Annotated in this window: 20 protein-coding genes and 1 tRNA gene; 11 read left to right on the forward strand and 10 right to left on the reverse strand. The window is 71.6% G+C overall.

Features of this window, described 5'->3' with window-relative positions; all coding sequences use genetic code 11:
• Window positions 1-6: 6 nt before the first annotated feature.
• The gene (locus AB0N27_RS21055) at window positions 7-537 is read right to left on the reverse strand and encodes a nitroreductase family protein (protein WP_364372288.1); all 531 of its coding nucleotides are present in this window, start codon (window positions 535-537) and stop codon (window positions 7-9) included.
• Between the two features lie 84 nt (window positions 538-621).
• Window positions 622-1413, reverse strand: a complete 792-nt coding sequence (locus AB0N27_RS21060) for a hypothetical protein (RefSeq protein ID WP_364372291.1) — start codon at window positions 1411-1413, stop codon at window positions 622-624.
• 257 nt (window positions 1414-1670) lie between these two features.
• On the opposite strand from AB0N27_RS21060, the gene AB0N27_RS21065 reads away from it, so the two are divergent.
• Window positions 1671-2936 (forward strand): aspartate kinase, encoded by a 1266-nt coding sequence (locus AB0N27_RS21065; protein WP_364372294.1) that lies wholly within the window; start codon window positions 1671-1673, stop codon window positions 2934-2936.
• A gap of 5 nt (window positions 2937-2941) precedes the next feature.
• The gene (locus tag AB0N27_RS21070) at window positions 2942-4003 is read left to right on the forward strand and encodes an aspartate-semialdehyde dehydrogenase (RefSeq protein WP_364372297.1); all 1062 of its coding nucleotides are present in this window, start codon (window positions 2942-2944) and stop codon (window positions 4001-4003) included.
• Window positions 4004-4017: 14 nt separating this feature from the next.
• On the opposite strand, the gene AB0N27_RS21075 is transcribed toward AB0N27_RS21070, so the two are convergent.
• The gene (locus AB0N27_RS21075) at window positions 4018-5439 is read right to left on the reverse strand and encodes a diguanylate cyclase (RefSeq protein ID WP_364372300.1); all 1422 of its coding nucleotides are present in this window, start codon (window positions 5437-5439) and stop codon (window positions 4018-4020) included.
• 178 nt (window positions 5440-5617) lie between these two features.
• Here AB0N27_RS21075 and AB0N27_RS21080 point away from each other — a divergent pair, with 178 nt between their 5' ends.
• The 3 genes from AB0N27_RS21080 to AB0N27_RS21090 all read left to right on the forward strand — a co-directional run bounded on the left by AB0N27_RS21080 (window position 5618) and on the right by AB0N27_RS21090 (window position 9028).
• Window positions 5618-6397: a phosphodiesterase gene (locus AB0N27_RS21080; RefSeq protein ID WP_364372303.1), complete on the forward strand. Its 780-nt coding sequence runs from the start codon at window positions 5618-5620 to the stop codon at window positions 6395-6397.
• 11 nt (window positions 6398-6408) lie between these two features.
• Window positions 6409-7077: a histone deacetylase gene (locus tag AB0N27_RS21085; protein WP_364372306.1), complete on the forward strand. Its 669-nt coding sequence runs from the start codon at window positions 6409-6411 to the stop codon at window positions 7075-7077.
• 223 nt (window positions 7078-7300) lie between these two features.
• Window positions 7301-9028 carry a bifunctional metallophosphatase/5'-nucleotidase gene (locus AB0N27_RS21090; RefSeq protein ID WP_364372309.1) on the forward strand — a complete coding sequence of 576 codons (1728 nt, stop codon included), beginning with the start codon at window positions 7301-7303 and terminating at the stop codon, window positions 9026-9028.
• 617 nt (window positions 9029-9645) lie between these two features.
• On the opposite strand, the gene AB0N27_RS21095 is transcribed toward AB0N27_RS21090, so the two are convergent.
• Window positions 9646-10929, reverse strand: coding sequence for an MFS transporter (locus AB0N27_RS21095; RefSeq protein WP_364372312.1), 1284 nt, complete (start codon window positions 10927-10929; stop codon window positions 9646-9648).
• 86 nt (window positions 10930-11015) lie between these two features.
• On the opposite strand from AB0N27_RS21095, the gene AB0N27_RS21100 reads away from it, so the two are divergent.
• Window positions 11016-11489: a hypothetical protein gene (locus AB0N27_RS21100; RefSeq protein ID WP_364372315.1), complete on the forward strand. Its 474-nt coding sequence runs from the start codon at window positions 11016-11018 to the stop codon at window positions 11487-11489.
• Window positions 11490-11535: 46 nt separating this feature from the next.
• Here AB0N27_RS21100 and AB0N27_RS21105 read toward each other — a convergent pair.
• Window positions 11536-11612: transfer RNA gene (locus AB0N27_RS21105), tRNA-Pro, on the reverse strand.
• 97 nt (window positions 11613-11709) lie between these two features.
• Complete coding sequence (locus AB0N27_RS21110; protein WP_364372318.1) at window positions 11710-12603, reverse strand: metallophosphoesterase; 894 nt, start codon at window positions 12601-12603, stop codon at window positions 11710-11712.
• 25 nt (window positions 12604-12628) lie between these two features.
• Between AB0N27_RS21110 and AB0N27_RS21115 the strand changes: the two genes are divergently transcribed.
• Window positions 12629-13084, forward strand: a complete 456-nt coding sequence (locus AB0N27_RS21115) for a GatB/YqeY domain-containing protein (RefSeq protein WP_139588092.1) — start codon at window positions 12629-12631, stop codon at window positions 13082-13084.
• Window positions 13085-13171: 87 nt separating this feature from the next.
• Here the strand turns inward: AB0N27_RS21115 and AB0N27_RS21120 are convergent, their stop codons facing one another.
• A complete protein-coding gene (locus AB0N27_RS21120) occupies window positions 13172-15613 on the reverse strand; it encodes a transglycosylase domain-containing protein (RefSeq protein ID WP_364372322.1) in 2442 nt (813 codons plus the stop codon).
• A gap of 407 nt (window positions 15614-16020) precedes the next feature.
• On the opposite strand from AB0N27_RS21120, the gene AB0N27_RS21125 reads away from it, so the two are divergent.
• Complete coding sequence (locus AB0N27_RS21125; protein WP_030328078.1) at window positions 16021-16341, forward strand: WhiB family transcriptional regulator; 321 nt, start codon at window positions 16021-16023, stop codon at window positions 16339-16341.
• A 6-nt stretch (window positions 16342-16347) separates the two neighbouring features.
• Here AB0N27_RS21125 and AB0N27_RS21130 read toward each other — a convergent pair whose 3' ends face one another.
• Genes AB0N27_RS21130 through AB0N27_RS21140 form a run of 3 tightly spaced genes read right to left on the reverse strand, consistent with a single transcriptional unit; the run spans window position 16348 to window position 19178 of the window.
• The gene (locus AB0N27_RS21130) at window positions 16348-17496 is read right to left on the reverse strand and encodes an ArsA-related P-loop ATPase (protein WP_364372325.1); all 1149 of its coding nucleotides are present in this window, start codon (window positions 17494-17496) and stop codon (window positions 16348-16350) included.
• Between the two features lie 57 nt (window positions 17497-17553).
• Window positions 17554-18531 (reverse strand): ArsA-related P-loop ATPase, encoded by a 978-nt coding sequence (locus AB0N27_RS21135; RefSeq protein ID WP_364372328.1) that lies wholly within the window; start codon window positions 18529-18531, stop codon window positions 17554-17556.
• Window positions 18532-18557: 26 nt separating this feature from the next.
• Window positions 18558-19178 (reverse strand): hypothetical protein, encoded by a 621-nt coding sequence (locus AB0N27_RS21140; protein WP_364373354.1) that lies wholly within the window; start codon window positions 19176-19178, stop codon window positions 18558-18560.
• A gap of 540 nt (window positions 19179-19718) precedes the next feature.
• On the opposite strand from AB0N27_RS21140, the gene AB0N27_RS21145 reads away from it, so the two are divergent.
• Genes AB0N27_RS21145 through AB0N27_RS21155 form a run of 3 tightly spaced genes read left to right on the forward strand, consistent with a single transcriptional unit; the run spans window position 19719 to window position 20862 of the window.
• On the forward strand, window positions 19719-20204 hold the full coding sequence (locus tag AB0N27_RS21145; protein ID WP_364372331.1) for a hypothetical protein: 486 nt from the start codon (window positions 19719-19721) through the stop codon (window positions 20202-20204).
• 44 nt (window positions 20205-20248) lie between these two features.
• Window positions 20249-20404, forward strand: a complete 156-nt coding sequence (locus tag AB0N27_RS21150; RefSeq protein WP_007466198.1) for a DUF4177 domain-containing protein — start codon at window positions 20249-20251, stop codon at window positions 20402-20404.
• A complete protein-coding gene (locus AB0N27_RS21155) occupies window positions 20401-20862 on the forward strand; it encodes a RidA family protein (RefSeq protein WP_364372334.1) in 462 nt (153 codons plus the stop codon). The genes AB0N27_RS21150 and AB0N27_RS21155 overlap by 4 nt, the downstream gene beginning before the upstream one ends.
• The last annotated feature ends 13 nt before the right edge of the window (window positions 20863-20875 follow it).

The raw sequence follows: 20875 nt of genomic DNA on the forward strand, positions 1-20875 counted from the left end.
GCCCGATCAGCGGAGCAGCAGGTCGGCGACCGGGTGGCGGTGCCGCAGGCCGACCTCCAGGGCGAGCAGCTCGGCCGGGAGACCGAACGGATCCCCGAGGCGGCCCACGGCGGCGACCACAAGCGGGCGGACGCCGTCGGGCAGGTCCAGTTCGCCGGCGAGGCCGGCCCGATCGAAACGGGTGAGCTGGTGCACGTGCAGGCCGAGCGCGGTGGCCTGCACGGTGAGGTGGGCCATCGCCTGACCCAGGTCGTACGCCGCCCGCTCGGCGTCGCGCCCGGTGTGCGCACCGACCACCAGGGTCGCGGCGTTGCGGGCCCAGCCCTGGTCGTCGTCGGGGAGGTTGATCAGGATCCGCTTCCAGACCTCGTCGTCGCGGTGACCCAGGGCGAACCGCCAGGGCTGCCCGTTCTCCGTCGACGGGGCCCAGCGGGCGGCCTCCAGCAGTGAGGCCGCCTCGTCCGGGGTGAGTTCGGCGCTCGGGTCGAAGGCTCGGGGACTCCAGCGGTAGGCGAGCAGCGGGGTGAGGTCAGCCATGCGACAGATCGTCCTGTATGGGCGATTCGCCGCTCAGTTTGGGTGGTCTAAATGTGGTCAAGAGCACCCGTAACGGGACGAAGATCAGGACGTTCCCGCGCTCGGGCTGTCCGACGGGTCAGCGGTAGGCGTCGGCGGAGCCTCGGTCCCGAGCGGTTCGCCGTCCGTTACCGGGCCGGCCAGCTGGACGGTGGCCGGCGGCGGCCCGGGCGGGGCGGCCAGCCGCAGCGTCCCGTTACCGGTGCGGAGGCCTGTCGGTGTGCCGTCCCGGTCGTAGCAGTAGATGCCCACGTCCAGCGGGGCGTTGAGCGAGGCGGTCGTGGAGTCCACCGAGTAGCAGGTCCCGGTCAGGCCCTTCGGTGCACTGGCGGGGGCGACGGCGAGCGGGGCCCGCCGGTCGGTGAGCACGTCCAACCAGTCGGTGAACGGATGCTGGACCCGAGGGTCCAGCCGGCGCGGGAGGGGCTCGTCGCGGTCGCCGACACGTACGCAGCTCGCCGACTCCGGCCGACCGGGCGACGGCAGGGCGCACTGGAACAACCCGTCGGCGGTGGCTGCCAACGAGACGTCCACCGTGCCGCCCAGCGCGCCACCCGGCACGTCGACCCGCCAACTGCCGTCGTTCGCGCTCGTGAACACGACCGTGCGGTCGGGCTGGCCGGCCCGGCTGTGCACGTACTGGGCCACCAGCCGGCGGTCCTGGGCTGCCGCCGCGAGCGCGGCCAACTCGTCCCGGGCGGCGTCCACCTGGGCGGGCGGGCTGTCGGTGGGCGGCGGGGGCACGGGCTGCTCATCGGCGCAGGCGACCAGGCACGCCGGCAGGGCGAGCACGAGCGGCCCGAGCACGCGGCCGGCCGAGCGGAGAAGGACGGGCACCGGCTCATTCTGGTGGGTGACGGCGGCTGGTGGGGACCGGCACGTGCCGCGCCCGCTCCGGCGTGTCGGGTCGGGCCGCTCCGGCGTACCGCCGCCCTGGCCAGCGGGGCCGCGCCGTCCCGGACGGGCCGGATGGTGGGATCACCTGACCCGCCGTCGTTACCCGCCGGATACCCTCAAGGGGTCTGACACGCGCCGCCGGCCCCGGTTCCGGCGGCGTCGGCACGCTCAGGGTCGCTGGGAGGGAGTGCACCGTCGTGGCACTCGTGGTGCAGAAGTACGGCGGGTCCTCCGTCGCCAACGCCGAGCGGATCAAGCGGGTGGCCGAGCGCATCGTCGCCGCCCGCAAGGCCGGCGACGACGTGGTGGTGGTGGTCTCCGCGATGGGTGACACCACCGACGAACTGCTCGACCTGGCCAACCAGGTCAGCCCGCTGCCGCCGGGCCGCGAACTGGACATGCTGCTCACCGCCGGGGAACGGATCTCGATGGCCCTGCTGGCCATGGCCATCCACAACCTGGGGTACGAGGCCCGCTCGTTCACCGGCTCGCAGGCCGGCGTGATCACCACGTCGGTGCACGGCCGCGCACGGATCATCGACGTCACCCCGGGGCGGCTCAAGGGCGCGCTGGACGAGGGTTCGGTGGTCATCGTGGCCGGCTTCCAGGGCGTCTCGCAGGACACCAAGGACGTCACCACCCTGGGCCGCGGCGGTTCGGACACCACTGCGGTGGCGCTCGCCGCCGCGCTGCACGCCGACGTGTGCGAGATCTACACCGACGTGGACGGCATCTTCACCGCCGACCCCCGGATCGTCCCCAACGCCCGGCACATCCAGCAGATCACCTACGAGGAGATGCTGGAGCTGGCCGCGTGCGGCGCGAAGGTGCTGCACCTGCGTAGCGTGGAGTACGCCCGGCGGGCGGGGTTGCCGATCCACGTCCGTTCGTCATACTCGACCAACACCGGCACGATGGTCACCGGATCGATGGAGGACCCTTCCGTGGAGCAGGCACTGATCACCGGGGTCGCGCACGACCGTAGCGAGGCCAAGATCACGATCGTCGGGGTGCCCGACGAGCCGGGTGCCGCCGCGCGGATCTTCGACACCGTCGCCGGCGCCGAGATCAACATCGACATGATCGTGCAGAACGTCTCCACCGAGGGCACCGGCCGCACGGACATCTCCTTCACCCTGCCCAAGGCCGACGGCCCGACCGCGATGGCGGCGCTCAGCAAGATCCAGGAGCCGGTCAAGTTCAAGGGCCTGCTGTACGACGACCACGTCGGCAAGGTCTCGCTCATCGGCGCCGGCATGCGCTCGCACCCCGGTGTGGCCGCCGGCTTCTTCGCCGCCCTCGGTGCGGCAGGGGTCAACATCGAGATGATCTCCACCTCGGAGATCCGGGTCTCCGTGGTCTGCCGCGACACCGACCTCGACGCCGCCGTACGCGCCATCCACGACCAGTTCGAGTTGGGCGGCGACACCGAAGCCGTGGTCTACGCGGGGACGGGTAGGTAGCGCCGATGACGGCGCTGCCCACCCTCGCCGTGGTCGGAGCGACAGGTGCCGTCGGCACCGTGATGTGTGAGCTGCTCACCGGTCGCCGCAACGTCTGGGGTGAGATCCGTCTGCTCGCCTCCGAACGCTCGGTCGGGCGGCGGGTCCGCTGCCGGGGCGAGGAACTCGTCGTCCAGGCGCTGACCCCGGAGGCGTTCGACGGCGTCGATGTGGCGATGTTCGACGTGCCGGACGAGGTCTCCGCCGAGTGGGCACCTGTCGCGGTCGGCCGGGGCGCGATAGTGGTGGACAACTCAGGCGCGTTCCGGATGGACCGGGACGTCCCGCTCGTCGTTCCGGAGATCAACCCCGAGCAGGTCCGCAACCGGCCCCGGGGCATCATCGCGAACGCCAACTGCACCACCCTCGCGATGATCATCGCGGTGGCTCCGCTGCACCGTGAGTACGGCCTACGGGAGCTGGTCCTCGCCTCCTACCAGGCGGTCTCCGGCTCCGGGCAGGCCGGCGTCGAGATCCTGCACGACCAGCTCGCCAAGGTCGCCGGCGACCGCCTGCTCGGCTCGCGTACCGGCGACGTGCGGCAGGCGGTCGGCGACGACCTGGGCCCGTTCCCCGCGCCGCTAGCACTCAACGTGGTCCCCTGGGCCGGCTCGGCGGCCGACAGCGGCTGGTCGTCCGAGGAGATGAAGATCCGCAACGAGTCTCGCAAGATCCTCGGCCTGCCCGACCTCAAGGTGTCCGCCACCTGCGTACGCGTGCCGGTGGTGACCGCCCACTCGGTGGCCGTACACGCGGTCTTCGCCACCGAGGTGGACGCCGAGGGCGCTCGCGAGGCACTGCGTAACGCCCCCGGGGTGATCGTCGTCGACGACCCCGCCGCGGGCGAGTTCCCGATGCCGATCGACGCGGTCGGCACCGACCCGTCCTGGGTCGGCCGGATCCGCCGCGCCCTGGACGACCCCCGCGCGCTTGACTTCTTCGTCACCGGCGACAACCTGCGCAAGGGCGCGGCCCTCAACACCGCCCAGATCGCCGAGCTGCTGGCCAAGGAGTTGAAGACCTCCTGACCCGAGAGGCGGGGTCAGGCGGCGGACAACTGCACGCCGTCCCTGCCCTGGCGTTTCACCGCGTAGAGGGCCTGGTCCGCCCTGCGGAGCGTGCGATCGGGTGACTCGCCCGGACGGGGCAGCGCGACACCCACGCTGATGGTGCGGCCGACGCGCCGGGCCGCCTCGGTGAGCCGCTCCGCGATCCGGACCGCCTCCTCCGGGCGGCTCACCTCGATCACCGCGACGAACTCGTCCCCGCCGATCCGGTACAGCTCGTCGCCGTGCCGCAGCGCGCCCTCCAGGGCCCGGGCCAACCCGACCAGCACCTGGTCGCCGGCTTGGTGGCCGTACGTGTCGTTCACCGTCTTGAAGCCGTCCACGTCGATCGCCAGCAGAGCCGTACGCCCCGGGGTGGCCGCCGCGATCCGCTGCCCGAACGGGCCGGTGTGCCGCAGCCCGGTCAACGGGTCCGAGCTGGCCTGTTCCCGCAGGCGGGCGAGGGTGCGCAGCCGGTCCAGGGTCGTCCAGGCCTGCCCGGCCAGCAGCTCCATGAGGCTGACGGTTGTCGGGTCCGGGCGCAGGGACCGTTCGTCGGCGACCAGCAGCACCCCGCCGGCGCCGGGTGGCCCGACCGGGACGGCGACAAGTGTGCGTACCCCGGCCCGGGTCAGCGGCTGGTAGTCCTCAGTCGGCGGGTGCCCCGCCTCACCGAGGGTGTAGCCGGCGCCGTACCGGTGCGCCCGCTCGATCATCCGGGCGAGCGCCGCGGGTTCCGCCTCGGTCAGCTCCTCCCGGATCCGGGTCTCCAACCCGTTCGGATCCAGCGGCGCCGGCCCGATCCGGACCTCGCCCGCGTCGGCGATCAGCAGCACTGCCGTGGAGAGGGTGGAGACCTCCCGGGCGGCGCAGGTGGCCACGCCCAGCACGTCACCCTCGGTGGGCGCGGAGGAGAGCGCGGCGGCGTGCCGGAGCAGCTTCTCACTGCGGCTCTCCGCCGGCGGGCCGCCGAGGGCGGTGATCCGCGCGCCGAGCCGGGCGGCCAACCGCTGCGCGATCTCCCGCCACGGGCTCAGGTCGACCGGGTCGGTCCACTGCAGGTCGAGTACGCCGATGGTCCGGCCGTCCGGGTCGGTGACCGGTACGCACAGCTCGGCGGTCACGTCGGGGCGTACCGGGAGGTAGTCCGGATCGACGGTGACGTCGGGGACGACCGCCGTGACGCCTGTTGCGTACACCCGGCCGACGATGCCGGTGCGGGCCGGCACGGTGGCGAACACCTGCCACGCTCCGGTTGCCGCGATGCAGCGCAGCCGCTCCTGGACTTCGAGCAGCACGGAGATCGTCGCCGAGGTGTGGCGGGACAACGCGGTGACGGTCCACCGACAGGCTTCCGGCGTGGTCGACGCCATCGGCAGACGGACGGTGACGTCGCGGACAACTTGCTGATGATCCACTCGCACGTCGTTCCAGGTAGGGGAGGGGCCGACGCGATCAAGCGTACTTCCGCGGGGAGGGACCGACCTTCGTACACATGTGCTATCCACAGGCTGTGGACGGAGCCTGTGGGCTCGGGACGCCACGCGACGCGCTCCGGCGATAGCGTGGAACTCCCGGCGCGGAGGAGGCGAACCCATGCTCATCGCCCAGCTCAGTGACCCGCATCTGACGACCGGCCTGCTCGCCGCCGCCCCGGCCGCCGGGCTGCACGGCGCGCTCGGCCGCGTGCTGGCGCTGCGACCCCGACCGGACTGCGTGGTCATCACCGGCGACCTGGTCGACCACGGGCGCCCCGACGAGTACGCGGCGCTGCGCGAGCTGATCGGCCGCTTTCCCCTCCCGGTGTACCTGGTCGCCGGCAACCACGACGACCGGGAGTCCCTGCTCGACACGTTCGGCGGCACGCCCTGGCTGGGCGGCGGCTTCTCCGCCTACTACCACGTCGACCACGAGGCGGCGACCATAGTGGTCCTCGACTCGCTGATCCCCGGCAGCGACGGCGGCCAGCTCGGCGAGGAGCAGCTCGGCTGGCTCGACGGCGTCCTCTCCGGGCGGCCCGAGGTGCCCGCTGTGGTCTGCCTGCACCACCCGCCGGTCGCGGCCGGCATCCCGGCGGCCGACGCGATCCGGCTCGCCGACGGCGCCGCGCTCGCCGAGGTGATCGGCCGGCACCGGCACGTCGTGCGGGTTGCCGCCGGGCACCTGCACCGCCCGGTCACCACCGGGTACGCCGGCACTGTGCTCACCGTGGCCCCCAGCACCTGGAGACAGAGCACCCTCACCATGGCCGCCGACGAACAGATCGGCTGGGTCGCCGAGCCCACCTCCTTCCTGCTGCACCTGGTCGAGTCGGGCGGGTGCGTGACGCACACCGTGCAGGTCAGCCACTCCGCCGGCCAGACCTGCGGCTTCTGACGGCGGCGCATGTGGAGGCGGTCGAGGAACGGCTGGTCTGGTACGTCGCGTACGGCTCCAACATGCACGCCGCCCGCCTGGCCTGGTACATCGGCGGCGGATGCCCGCCCGGCGGGCGGCGGACGTACCCCGGCTGCCGGGACCCCCGCCCGCCCAGCCGGTCGGTGCCGGTGTCCCTGCCGGGCGGGATCTACTTCGCCGGCGAGTCCCGTGCCTGGACCGGCGGGATGGCCTTCTACGACCCACAGCTCCCGGGCCTGGCCGCGGCCCGCGCCTACCTGGTGACCGTCGAGCAGTTCACCGACATCGCGGCCCAGGAGATGTACCGCCCGGCGGGTGGCACCGGCGACCTCGCCCCGGCCACCGAGGCGGCGATCGACGCGGCCGTCGCCGACGGGCGGGCCACGCTGGGCCCCGGTCGGTACGAGACGCTGGTCTGCCCGGGCAGCCACGGTGGTGTCCCGATGCTCACCTTCACGGCCCCCGGGCCGGCGTCCGCCGTGCGGTGCCGTCCCCCGGCGTCGATCTACCTCGGCATGATCGCCCGCGGGCTGCACGAGTCGCACGGCTGGCCGGCGGAGCGGATCGCCGACTACCTGTCGGCCCGGCCCGGGATCGTCGACGGCTGGTCACCTGACGACGTCACGGACCTGGTCGTCGAGGTGCTCGCCGCCGGCTGAACGATGACCGTCCGGTCCTTTCCGGACCCGGCTCGACAATCGTGCGTATTCGCAGCTCTGATGGTGCCCCGCTCGACGGGTGGGCGTCCGGATGAGAGGCTGGCCGGGACGGCGACGGTCCCAACGTCGCCAACCGCGACCGACCCTTTTCGACGGCGTCGGTCGGCGGCCCGGTCGACCCACCGGCCGGCCACCACGCACGCCGATTCTCACGAGGAGTTCCATGTCCAGTTCCGGGATGCGTCGGGCCGCCGCCGGCCTGACCGCACTCGCGGTGGCCGCGCTCGGCGCGGTCGCCACCACCCCCGAGCAGGCCGACGCACGGCCGAAGCCGGTCGACGTCACCCTGCTTGCGCTGAACGACTTCCACGGCAACCTCGAACCGCCCACCGGCTCCAGCGGCAGCATCGCCGGGCAGGCCGCGGGCGGTGTCGAATACCTGGCGACGCACCTGGCCGAGCTGCGCGCAGCCGCCAAGAAGAAGAACACCATCACCGTCGCCGCCGGTGACCTGATCGGCGCGTCCCCGCTGCTCTCCGCCGCGTTCCACGACGAGCCGACCATCGAAGCGCTGAGCATGGCCGGGCTCGACTACGCCAGCGTCGGCAACCACGAGTTCGACGAGGGTGCCGCCGAGCTGCTGCGCATCCAGAACGGCGGCTGCCACCCGGTCGACGGCTGCGCCGACGGCACCCCGTACCGGGGCGCCGGCTTCCAGTACCTCTCCGCCAACGCCTTCAAGACCGCCACCGGCAAGCCGCTGATGGCTCCGTACGCCATCCACAAGGTGCAGGGCGTCAAGGTCGGCTTCATCGGGATGACCCTTGAGGGCACCCCGCAGATCGTCAGCCAGCAGGGCGTTGCCGGCCTCACCTTCACCGACGAGGCGGACACCGCCAACCGGTACGCCCGCGAGCTGCGCCGCAAGGGCGTGGAGACGATCGTCGTCCTGCTGCACGAGGGTGGCGCCCAGGCGGCGACCGGTGGCATCAACGACTGCGTCGGCATGACCGGCCCCATCGTGGACATCGCCAACCGGATGGACCCGTCCATCGACGTGGTGGTCAGCGGACACACCCACCAGGCGTACAACTGCGACATCAACGGCAAGCTGGTCACCAGCGCCAGCTCGTTCGGTCGCCTGGTCACCGACATCGACCTCAAGATCGACCGTCGGAGCGGTGACGTGCTCTCCGCGTCCGCCAACAACGTGGTGGTCTCCCGGGACGTCGCCCCGGACCGGAAGCAGACCGCGCTGATCGAGCGGTACAAGACCGTTCTCGGCCCGGTCGCCGACCGCCAGGTGGGCGTGACCAGCACCGCTCTGGTGACGACGCAGGAGAACCTGCTCGGCACCTGCTCGGTGCAGGTGCCCAACTCGTGCGGCGAATCGCCGATCGGCAACGTGATCGCCGACGCGCAGCTCGCCGCCACCGACGACGAGCAGGGCGCCGTCGCCGCCTTCATGAACCCCGGCGGGGTCCGGGCCCCCCTGGACGCCGGGCCGGTCACCTACGGCGAGGCGTTCACCGTGCAGCCGTTCGCCAACAACCTGGTGACGCTGGACCTGACCGGCGCGCAGCTCTACTGCGTACTGGAGCAGCAGTTCGTCACCGGTCGCACGCTGTACCCGTCCTCGACCGTGCGCTACGTGGTCGACCTGAACGGCACCAGCGCCACCGCGGCCGACCCGTGCGCCGGCACCCGCGTGGTCCGCGGCAGCCTCACCATCGGCGGCACCGCCGTCGACACCGCCGCCACCTACCGGGTGACGGTGAACAACTTCCTGGCCGGCGGCGGCGACGGCTTCAGCGCCCTCACCGGCGGCACGAACCAGGTCACCGGCCAGATCGACCTGGACGCCTTCGTGGACTACCTGACCGCCCAGTCGCCGGTCTCCGCACCGGCGCTGGACCGGATCCGCACCACCGCCGAGGTCCCCGCCGCCTGACGGACGACCCCGCGACGATCGGGCCCCGGAGCTGGTGCTCCGGGGCCCGACCCGTCCCCTGCCCCCTGTCCGACGCCCTCTTCGCCCGCCCCGCCGCGCCTGCGTGCCCCGCCCCGCCGCGCCCGCGTGCCCCGCCCCGCCCCGCCGCGCTAGCGTGCCCCGCCCCGCCCGCCCGCCCCGCCCGGCTCGCGCGGCCGCGTCGGGCCGCATGATCGCGCTCGAACATGGAAGTAGTGGCTTCCTGCGGCGAGGATGCCACTCGATCCAGGATCGAGCGCGATCTTGCGGCGGCGAGATCCGCGAGCAAGATCCGCGCAGCATCGGGGATATTGCTGCCACCCGCGCGTCGGAGGCAGCAACATCTGCGAAGTTGCGCGGATCTTGGTGCGGCCTGCGGCCTGCGGCCTGCGGCCTGCGGCCTGCGGCCTGCGGCCTGCGGCGTGCGACCTGGGTAGTGCGGCGTGCGGGCTGCGGTGTGCGGCGTGTGCCGTGGGGCCTGCGGGGTGCGGCGTGTGGGCTGCGGCGTGTGCGGTGCGGGGTGCGGCGTGCGGGCTGCGGCGCGTGCGGTGCGGCGTGCGGGGCTGCGGCGTGCGCGGTGCGCGTTGCGGGGTGCGGGGTCAGGCGGTGGCGGGGGTCGGCTCGGGGGAGGTCGGCTCGGCCGTCACCCGGCCGTCCTGGGCGGGGGTGAGCAGCCGGCGTAGGGAGAGTGCGACAAGCGAGGCCACCAGGCAGCCACCGACCACTGTCGCCACCCAGACCCGGCCGTCGGCGGCGGCGAGGAGGGGGCCGGCGGTGACCGGGCCGATCACGCCGCTGATCCCGAAGATCATCGAACTCATCGCGTTGTACCGTCCGCGCAGCTCGTCGGTGGCCAGCGCGTTGGTGAGCGCCGGCATCATCGGCGACAGCATCGTCTCGCCGAAACCAAAGATCGCCGAGCAGGCCACCACACACAGGGCGGCGAGCACAGCGCTCTCGGTGCTGATCAGGCCGCCGGCGCCGAGGACCAGCCAGGCGGCGGCGAACACCGTGCCGACCAGGGCCAGTGCGGCGGTGCGGCTGCGGCCCTCGATCCGGCGGAGAACCAGGAGTTGGGCGAGCACGATTGTCACGGTGTTCGCCGCGAGCGCCCAGGCCACCACCCGGGGGCTCACCTCGACGACCCGCACGGCGTACGCGGCGAAGCCCACCTCGATCTGGGCGTACCCGCAGGTGGTGAGGATCAGGCCGAAGATCACCAGTCGGCGGAACGGGCGGTCCCGCAGCACTGTCAGGTAGCCGCCCGGCGACGGCTGGCCAGCGACCCGGCCGGCGCCGAGCCGGTGCCCGACACCCGGCAGGGTGAGCAGGATCAGCGCCGGCATCAGGTAGCTCACCGCGTCCAGCAGGTAGACCGCCAGGAAGGTGACCGGCCGGTCGGTGTCGACGATCGCGCCGGACGTCATGCCGCCGATCCCGATACCGAGGTTGAGCAGCGCGAAGTTCAGCCCGAAGACGCGTTGCCGCTCGCCGTCGTCGGTAAGCGAGGCGAGGATCGTGTTCTGCCCGGACCAGATCGCCGAGCTGCCCACGGCGATCACCGTCATCACCGCGAACGCGGAGGCGCTGGAGTCGACGAGGGCCAGCGAGCCGGTGCCCACCGCCTCGATCAGCAGGCACGGCAGCACCACCCGCCGCGCCCCGAACCGGTCGATCAGCGTCCCGCCCAGCGGCGACAGGACCAGCGTGACCGCGCCGTACCAACCGATCGCCAGGCCGGCCCGTGTGTCGGTGAGACCGCGTACGTCGGTGAGGTAGATGAACAGGAACGGCAGGGTGAGGCCACGCCCGATCGCCGACAGCAGGGTGCCGACGAGGAGCCGGCGAGCTTCCGGGCGGCGGGGTAGGGCGCGACGCAACATGACAGGCATTCTGTTCGTCAGGTGTGACACCGCGCGAACCGTTTACCGAGGCGGCGGCTGTCGGTGCGCTCTGCCATGCTGGCCGGGTGAGCGTGACCTGGCGACACCTGCCCGCATCCGCCCGCGAGATCGCCGGCGCCGCCTCCGACGCCGTCCAGGCCGCGAAGATCCAGGACAACGAGGCGTACGAGGTGGCCACCGGCCGGCTCGCCACGGCTGAGCGTTCCGGCCTGGTGCTGGGTTCGGTGGTGCGGCTGCTGCTGGAGGCGACCCATCCGGACGGGCTGGACGGCGACGACGTACGGCAGGTGCTCCAGCGGTGCGTCCGCGCGGCGGCGCGTTGGCGACCGGACGTCGACCCGCATGTCGTGCTGGTTCTGCTGGCTGGTGCGCTCGGCGTGTACGACCCGGGCGAGGACGACTCTCCACCCGACCCGGCGGCGCTCGCCCAGCATGGCCCGCTGCTCGTGGCCGACCTGCTGGCGGTGACGGGCCGGCCGCTCGACGGCTACCTGAGCGCGGCGTTCGCCGAGATCGAACGCACCGAGACACAGGACTGACAACCAGAAGAGGGCACATCCACCGAGTGGATGTGCCCTCTGCCTCTGGTCGGGGTGGCCGGATTCGAACCGACGACCTCTTCGTCCCGAACGAAGCGCGCTACCAAGCTGCGCCACACCCCGAGGCGTGCCGACAAATAGTAGCCCACCCGCCCCGAGGGTCAAACTCGGTACCCCCGCCGCTCGACCGGTCCGCCAGGAGGCCTGTGCGGGGGTCGGGTCAGCGGGGGATGAGGGTGAGGATGGAGGCTTCGGGAGGGCAGGCGAACCGGATCGGCGCGGTCGGGTGGGTGCCGAGGCCGGCGGAGACGTGCAGCCAGGAGTCCGATCCGGGCCAGCGGTGCAGGCCGCGTGCCATCGAGCGGGGCAGCCCGCAGTTGGTCACCAGCGCCCCGTATCCGGGTACGCAGACCTGACCGCCGTGGGTGTGTCCGGCCAGCAGGAGTCCGAAGCCGTCGGCGGCCATCTGGTCGAGCACCCGTGGCTCGGGGGAGTGCGTCAGCGCGATGGACAGGTCTGCCGAGGAGGAGACCGCGCCCGAAACGGCGGGGTAGTCGTCCCGGTCGATGTGGGGGTCGTCCACGCCGACCAGGTCGAGCTGCCGTCCGCCTGCCTTCAGTGTGGTCCGGGCGTTGTTGAGGTCCGCCCAGCCGGCGCCGGTGAACACCTGGCGCAGTTCCTCGTAGGGCAGGTCGACGCCCTCGGTGTACTCGCGGTCGGGCAGGAAGTAGGTGAACGGGTTCTTCAGCACCGGCCCGGTGTAGTCGTTCGAGCCGAACACGAAGGCGCCCGGGTAGTCGAGCAGCGGTTGCAGCGCCCGCAGCACGCCCGGCACGGCGTCGGGGTGCGCCATGTTGTCCCCGGTGACGACCACCAGGTCCGGGTCGAGGGCGGCGAGCGATGCCACCCACCCCTGCTTGCGCGCCTGGTCGGGCATCATGTGCAGGTCCGACAGGTGCAGTACGCGCAGCGGCTCCGCGTCGGCCGGCAGCACCGGTACGTCGTACCTCCGCAGGGTGAACATGTTGCGCTCGATGAGCGACGCGTACGCGAGGGTGGTTGCTCCGACGGCGGCGGTTCCGGCGACGAGCCGGAATAGTGTGCGCTTTCGCATGGCGTTCAGGGTAGTTTGACCGTCCATGAGCACGCTGAAGGACCGCCTCACCGCCGACATGCGTTCCGCGCTCAAGGCGCGCGACGAGCTGACCACCTCCACCCTGCGGATGGCCCTGGCCGCCGTCGGCAATGCCGAGGTCGCCGGCAAGGCCAAGCGCGAGCTCACCGATGACGAGGTGCTCGCGGTGCTGACCAAAGAGGCCAAGAAGCGTCGGGAGGCGGCCACCGCCTTCGCCGACGCCGGCCGCTCGGAGCAGGCCGCCAAGGAGACCGCGGAGGGTGAGGTGCTGGACCGATACCTGCCCAAGCAGCTCTCCGACGCCGAGCTGACCGAGCTGGTCTCGGGGGCGCTCGCCGCGGGTGGCTTCACCGGCAAGGCCCAGATGGGCCCGGCCATGAAGGCGGCCCAGGCCGCGGTGGCCGGCCAGGCCGAGGGTGGTCGGGTGGCCGCCGAGGTACGCCGACAGCTCGGCCTCTGACCCGCGAGCAGCGGTAGTCCGGACAGACGAACGGGCGGGCACCCCGTAGAGGGGGTGCCCGCCCGTTCGCGTGTGTTGCCTGTCGGCTCAGCCGCCGGGGCGACCGCCGCCGCCGGGTCGACCGGGCGGGTTACCGGGCCCGCCCGGCTTGTTGTCCGGCGGGGTGGCGCCGCCACCGCTGCTGACCTGGATGGTCACGATGCCGCCCTTGATGGTGCGTCCGTCGGGGCTGGTGCCCGCCGCGGTGCCGACCGGGCAGGAGGACGGGACCTTCGCCTCGGAGACGACCGGCTCGAAACCGGCGCCCTTGATGCGCGACTTCGCCTGATCCACCGACACGCACTTCACGTCGGGGATGCTGCGCTGGTCACCCTCGGAGATCTTCTGGCCGGGCGGTTCGAAGTTGATGCGCGGCTTGCCCTTCATGGCGTCGCGAAGCGTCTCGTACACCGGAGGGTTGATGCCGTCCTTCTCCGCGTGCTTCATCTTGACGTTCGTCTGCGGCCAGTCCGGGTCGGCCATGATGCCGGCCACCGCGTACTGCTTGGTCATGGCGACCAGGGCGGCGGTCTTCTCCGAGTCGGTGGTGCCGGACTTGCCGGCGACAGGCGCGTCGACGATGCCCTTCACCACACCTGCGGTACGGCTGTTGCCGCACTTGCTGGTCTTGGAGTTGTCGCCGACCGGGCAGCGGGCGGCGTCCACGGCGGCCCGGGCCACCTCGGTGCTGAACCGCTTCTCGCAGCGCGGGTTGGCGATGTCCAGCTTCTTGCCGTCCGGGTCGCGGATCTCCTGCACCGGGATCGGCTCGCAGTACTTGCCGTCCGCCGCGAAGGTCGCGTACGCGTTTGCGAGGTCCAGCGGCGTGGTCGAGGAGACACCCAGGGTGAAGGCGCCCCACTGGTGCGCCGCCTCCTTGGTGGCGGCGAACTTCGCGTCGTTGCTGGCCCGGAACTGGATGCCGGCCCGCTTGGCGACGTCCACCACGTTCTCCGCGCCGACCTGCTGCTGGAGCGGGACGAAGTAGGTGTTGACCGACTGCGCGAACGCGGTCCACATGTTCTGCATGCCGCCGGCCTTCAGGCCGGAGTTGGTCGGGCAGTAGAAGTGGGTGCCCTTGCAGGCGGCCGGGCTGCTGCTGTCGATGATGTATTCCGACTTGAACTGCTGCGGCGCGTTGAACTGATTGCTGAGCGCGATGCCCTTCTCGGCCGCCGCGACGATGGTGAAGAGCTTGAAGGTCGAGCCGGCCTGGTAGCCGGTGATGCCGTCGCCGCCGGTGAGCAGCGGGTTGACAGTCGCCGGGTAGTTGCCCCGGATGCCCTTCTTGCTCTTCGCCGGATCGCTGGACAGCTTGTTCTTCGGGTTCTTCGGGTCGTCCAGCTTGAACTGCCGGTTCACGGCGAGCGCCCGCACCCGGCCGGTGCCGGGCTCGACGACCGCGACCATGGCGGCTTCCTTGCTGTTCTCGCTCTTGGCCTTACGGACGGCCTTGTCGGCGCCCTTCTGCGCCTGCACGTCGATCGACGTCACGACCGTGTAGCCGCCGCTCTTGAGCCGCCGCTCCCGGTCGTACGTGGTCGAGCCGAACGTCTCCTGCTGCATCCACCAGCGGTAGAAGTAGTCGCAGAAGAAGCCCCAGCTGTTGACGTTCGCGGCCACGCAGCCGTTCGGCGTGCGCTTGTCCTTCACGACCAGCTTGGTCGCCTTGGCCGCGTCGGCCTCCTGCTGGGTGATGGCCTTGATGTCGACCATGTTCTGGATGACGTAGTTACGACGGTCCAGGGCGAGCGGGTAGCCGGCCTTGGTGGTCGGGTCGTTCGTGGTGGGCGCCTTCACCATGCCGGCCAGCAGCGCCGCTTCCTCGATCTTGAGCTTGCTCGGCGGCTTGCCGAAGTAGACCTGGCTCGCGGCGTAGATGCCGTACGCGCCGTTGCCGAACGAGGCGAGGTTCAGGTAGCGGGTGAGGATCTCGTCCTTGGAGAACTCCTTGTCGACCTGCAGGGCCAGCCGCATCTCGCGCAGCTTGCGGGCGCTGGTGTCCTCGGTCGCCGCGACCACGTCGGCCGGGTGGGTGGCCGAGTACGCGATGGCCAGCCGGACGTACTGCATGGTCAGCGTCGAGGCGCCCTGCCGGCCGGAGCCCTCGCTCTGGTTGTTGACGAACGCACGGGCGACGCCGTTGATGTCGACGCCGTTGTGCTTGTAGAAGTCGTGATCCTCGGCCGCGATGATGGCCTTCTGCATGGCCGGCGAGATGTCGGCGAGTTTGACGTCCCGCCGGTTCTCGTCGTACATCGTCGCGAGCGGTGTCTTGCCGTCCGATGCCAGCAGGTAGCTGATCTGTGGCGCGCGGGCCACAGTCAACTCCGTGGGCAGGGCGCCGAAGGTCTCGGCGCCGGCCTTCGCGGCCAAGCCGGACATCGCCACCGCGGGGAAGGCCGCCGCAGCGACCACCACGCCGGCCAGTAGGCCACACACGGCAAGCGATGCGGCGTTGGTCAGCACATTGTGGTCACGTTTCCGCATCCAGGTCACCTCGACAGGGTACGCGAGTAGGGAACGAGGGGCGCTGGGGCGTTCTTTCCCCATTTCCTGCGCGCGCTGCCCTCGTTGTGCTAAACGCACGACCCCCGGTGCGTGGTTGCGTGTGACCTGCCGCGAGTCTCCACCGATTGGTGGAGGCGGCGCAGCGTTTTCGTCGACCTCGGCGGGGTAAGCGGCGGTCAAGAGCCCGGGAAGCCGGGAGTGTCCGGAATGATGGATTTCGCCGACAACGTTGCGTAATCGGTCGACTACAGAGCATGATGGGGGCGGCAACAGCGCCACATGTCGTCCGCGCCGCCTTGGGGAAGGCAGGCCGGGCGATCGGGGGGAATCGCCGGCTGACGTGCATCGACGAGGTCGGTAGGTACTGCAAGGGGGGACGTGTACACATGGGCATGATCACTGACTGGCCGTCGCTGGCGGCGTGTCAGAACGGGGACCCGGACGCGTTGTTCGTACAGGGCGCCGAACAGAACGTGGCGAAACGGATCTGCCGGAGCTGCCCAGTTCGGTACGAGTGCCTGGCCGACGCGCTGGACAACCGGATCGAGTTCGGTGTGTGGGGTGGGATGACCGAACGCGAACGCCGGGCGCTGCTGCGCCGCCACCCGCAGGTGACGAGCTGGCGCAAGATGTTCGAGGCCGCGATGAAGAAGAACAGCAAGGACAAGGCCGGCAAGGACAAGATCCTGGTCAGCGCGGCCAACTGACGCGGATCAGGGCCGGCTGATCGCCGCGCCGATCGTCCGCAGCCCGTCGACGTCGTGAACGTCGGCGGGCTGCGCCGTCACCGAGACCGCCGGCACGGCCGGGAACGCCTCCGTGAACCGCGCGGCGACCTGCTGCTCGCGTACCGCCTGGCGGGCCAACGCGGCGTGCGCCCGCAGCACGTCGGCGGTGGCCTCGTGCCCACCCAGCTCGGTCAGCCGCTCGGCGGCGGCCCGGCTCTGCTCGGCGTCCAGCTCCGGCACCGCCGGGCGGTGCACCCGGTTGAGCACCAGGCCGGCCAGCGGCATCTTCTCCTCCCGCAGCCGGCCGGCGAAGTACGCGGCCTCCCGGACCGCGTCCGGCTCCGGGGCCGCGACAAGCACGAAGGCCGTCTCCCGTGCCTGGAGGATGCGGTACGTCTGCTCGGCCCGCTGCCGGAAACCGCCGAACATCGAATCCAGTGCGGCCACGAACCCGGACAGGTCGGTGAGCAGCTGCGCGCCGAGCACCTTCTGCACCACCTTCGAGAACATCCCGAACGAGGCCGTGACCAGGCTGAACATGCTCCGACCACCGGTGCGCGCCGGTGCCAGCAGCAGGCGCAGCATCCGGCCGTCCAGGAAGCGGGACAGTCGGGCCGGCGCGTCCAGGAAGTCGAGTGCCGAGCGCGACGGCGGAGTGTCCACCACGATCAGGTCCCACTCGCCGCGGGCGTGCAGCTGGCCCAGCTTCTCCATCGCCATGTACTCCTGCGTGCCGGAGAAGGTGGAACTCATCGCCTGGTAGAACGGGTTCGCGAAGATCTCCGCGGCCTTCGCCGGATCGGTGTGCTGGAGCACCACGTCGTCGAAGGTGCGCTTCATGTCGAGCATCATGGCGTGCAGCTCACCGCCGCTGGCCTCGACGTCGATCCCCTTGACCTGGCGAGGCGTGTTGTCCAGCTCGGTCAGGCCCAGCGACTGGGCAAGGCGGCGGGCCGGGTCGATGGTGAGCACCACCGTGCGGCGGCCGTGCTGCTCGGCGGCCCGCAGCGCCAGCGCGGCGGCCGTGGTGGTCTTTCCCACCCCGCCGGCACCGCAGCACACGATGATCCGCACGCCGGGGTCGGCGAGGATCTGGTCGACGTCCAGCTGCGGCGCCGCGTCTTCGGAAGGCACCAATCGAGCGTATCGGGCCGCGTGGGTCCGTGCGCCCGTGCCGACCTCAGGTGTGAGTCAATCCGCCCTCACGAGGGCACGGGACAGCGTCTCGAGGCCGGCCCGGTCCACCCCGTCGGGCAACAACGGAAGCTCGAACATCGGCAGCCCCAACTCCACCAGGTCGGCGCGGAGCGAATCCTCAAGCTCCCGACGGATGACCTGGTCCCGGGCCTCGTCGTGCAGGCCGGCCACCATCTCCCGGTCGGCAGGCAGCCCGGCGGCGACCAGCCCCCGCTTCAGCTCGGCGGCGGTGACGGCCCGGCCGGCGGGAAGCGGCGGACGGGTCGCGTTGACGATCACGTTGCCGATGCCGAAGCCGAGCGACGTCAGGTCGGCGACGGCGTCCACCGTCTCCTGCACCGGCATCTCCTCCAGCAGCGTCACCACGTGCACCGCCGTCATCGGGGAACGCAGCAACGCGGCGACCCCCTCGCTCTGGGTCTTGATCGGGCCGACCTTGGCCAGCCGGGCCGTCTCGGCGGTGACGTTCAGGAAACGGCCGATCCGCCCGGTCGGAGGAGCGTCCAGCACCACCGCGTCGTACGCCCGACGCTGACCCGAGGTGCGGGTGGTGGCCTCCTTCACCTTGCCGGTGAGCAGCACGTCGCGCAGGCCCGGGGCGATGGTGGTGGCGAAGTCGATGGCGCCGAGCTTGCGTAGCGCCCGACCGGCAGCGCCCAGCTTGTAGAACATGTCGAGGTATTCGAGCAGCGCCTCCTCGGCGTCCACCGCGAGCGCGCGCACCTCACCGCCGTCCGGGGCGTCCGCGAGGTGTCGCTCCTCGTACGGCAGCGGGTCGATGCCGAAGAGCTGGGCGATGCCCTGGCGACCCTCGACCTCCACCAGCAGGGTGCGCCGGCCACCGGCGGCCAGCGCCAGGGCCAGCGCCGCCGCCACGCTTGTCTTGCCGGTGCCACCCTTGCCGGTCACCACGTGGAGACGCGCCGACCATCCGGTACCGGCCGGGTCGGTCGGCCGCTCAGCTGCACGCACCCGTCGAGCCTATCCAGGCTTGCCGGTCACGCGACCTCGCAGACCCACCAACCCGTCTTCTGCACCACAGTGAAGCGCAGGTCCTGATCGGCCACCTTCTCGTCGGCGGTGGTCATGGTGACCCGGGTGGAGACGGTGGCGCGGTCCCCCGTCTTGTTGTCCACCTTCGGGGTGGTCCAGCGGAAACGGGGGTTCTTGTACTCGGAGGCGTACTTCTGCACCTCCGCGACCTTCGCGGCGATCTTCTTGTCGTCACGGGAGGCGGCGCACACGTGACTGGCCGCCTTGGACGCGTCGCGGTCCTTGTAGATCGCGGTGAGGAACTCGTCGACTGCGACCGCCGGCTCCTTGGCGCCCTCGCCACTCTCGGCGTTGCGCAGGGTCAGGAACGCCACCACGCCGCCGCCCACGCAGAGCACCATGATCACGACGAGTGCGATTGCCGCGATCAGCAGGCCGCGCTTCTTCTTCGGCGGCACGGGGGCGCCCTGGTAGGGCGGGTAACCGGGTGGGGGTGGCGGGATGTCCGAGGTGGTCGGGCCGCCCGGCCCCGTCGGCGGCTCGGCCGTGCCGGGACCGCCCGGGCCGGTGGCGGCGGCAGCCTGACCGGGGAAGGTCGGCGCGGAGACGGCAGGCGCGGCGGGCAGGGCGAGCTGGCCGGACTGACCGGTGGGGGACGACTCGGCGGGTCGTGCGGTGGGAGCCGCCCGGCCGGGAGCAGTCGGAGCCGCCTGGGCGGGAACGGCCGGGGTGCTGGGCTGGCCGGCGGGATCCGGGTTGGCCGGCGGGAGGGCGGGCGTGCCGGCCTGGTCGCCGCTGGGTGGCTGGGTCATGTCTTTCCCCCGGGGGGTGCGGCGCCCGCCGCCGGCGGGGGCGTCGAGCGTGATCGAGCGGTCGGCCGGGCGCGGCGCGACCGTCCGACCGGAAGGGTAGCGGTCAACCGCGGGCCGGGTGTCGCCCCTATCGTGCTGTTCGCTCCACCGGTTCGGCCGACGACGAGGTGGAATCTGCCGCAGTCGGGATTACTAACCCCAAGGTGTCATATATGTGACTTTAGGTGACTGATCGTGCGCGTCCTGTTGGCGGGACTGCTGCCACGGACCTACCTTCGTCCCGGTGCGGGGGACGGAACGGACGGATCGTCCGGGCCGGAAGCGTGATCCGACTGGTACTACCGGAGGCAGTGCATGCGCGACGCGGACAACATCCCTCGCACCCAGTTTCCGACGAACGATCGGCTCCGCCGGCCGGCTGCCGTGGGCGAGGCGACCGGCGGGCCGCTCGGCAGCCCGCCGGTCAACGAGCGGTCGTACCGCCGGGTTCCGGAGCCGCCGGAGGTGGTCCGCGCGTCCAACCGTCCCGCCGAACGGGTCCGGGACGACGACGAGCCGGGCTTCGTCATCCACCTGCCGATCCGGGTGCCCGACCTGGCGGCGGCCACCGCGCTGGCCGGCCGGGTCGCGGTGTCCCTGGGATTCCTTCCGGAGCTGGACGCCGGCGAGACCACCGTGTCGAACGCCGACGACCAGAACAACAGGCACCGGGTCTTCTGCGACCTGCTGCTGCCCGACCGCTCCCGGTGCCCCCAGGGGTACGAGCACGAGGGGCCGTGCGGCGAGCTGCCGACCACGCCGGAGCAGCGTCCCGCGCCTCGCTCGGCCAGCGGACCGTAGGCTGTGCCTCGAACAATTCCGCACCGAGAGGGAGCCCTTCAGCGATGCAGAAGTGGGAATACTCCACGGTCCCGCTGCTGGTCCACGCGACCAAGCAGATCCTCGACAACTGGGGCGAGGACGGGTGGGAGCTCGTCGCCGTGGTCCCCGGCCCGAACCCGGACCAGCTGGTGGCGTACCTGAAGCGGCCCAAAGCATGAGCAACGGTCCGCACGCGAAGCTCGCCGAGCTGGGTCTCGAACTGCCCGACGTGGTTCCGCCGGTGGCCAGCTACGTGCCGGCCGTGCAGTCCGGCCAGCACGTGTACGTCTCCGGGCAGTTGCCGATCGCCGAGGGCAAGCTGCTGGCCACCGGCAAGGTCGGCGCGGGGATCTCCGCCGAGCAGGCGAAGGACCTGGCCCAGCGGTGCGCGCTCAACGCCCTGGCGGCGGTCGACTCGCTGGTTGGTCTGGAGACAGTGGTCAAGGTGGTGAAGGTGACAGGTTTCGTGGCCTCCGCGCCCGGCTTCACCGGACAGCCCGCCGTGATCAACGGCGCCTCTGACCTTTTCGGCACCGTCTTCGGTGAGGCCGGCCGCCACGCGAGAAGCGCGGTAGGCGTCGCCGAGCTGCCTCTGGACGCCCCCGTCGAGATCGAACTGATCGTCGAGGTCGCCTGACCCACCGCACCAC

The organism is Micromonospora sp. NPDC093244, from assembly GCF_040683695.1.
Classification (GTDB): domain Bacteria; phylum Actinomycetota; class Actinomycetes; order Mycobacteriales; family Micromonosporaceae; genus Micromonospora.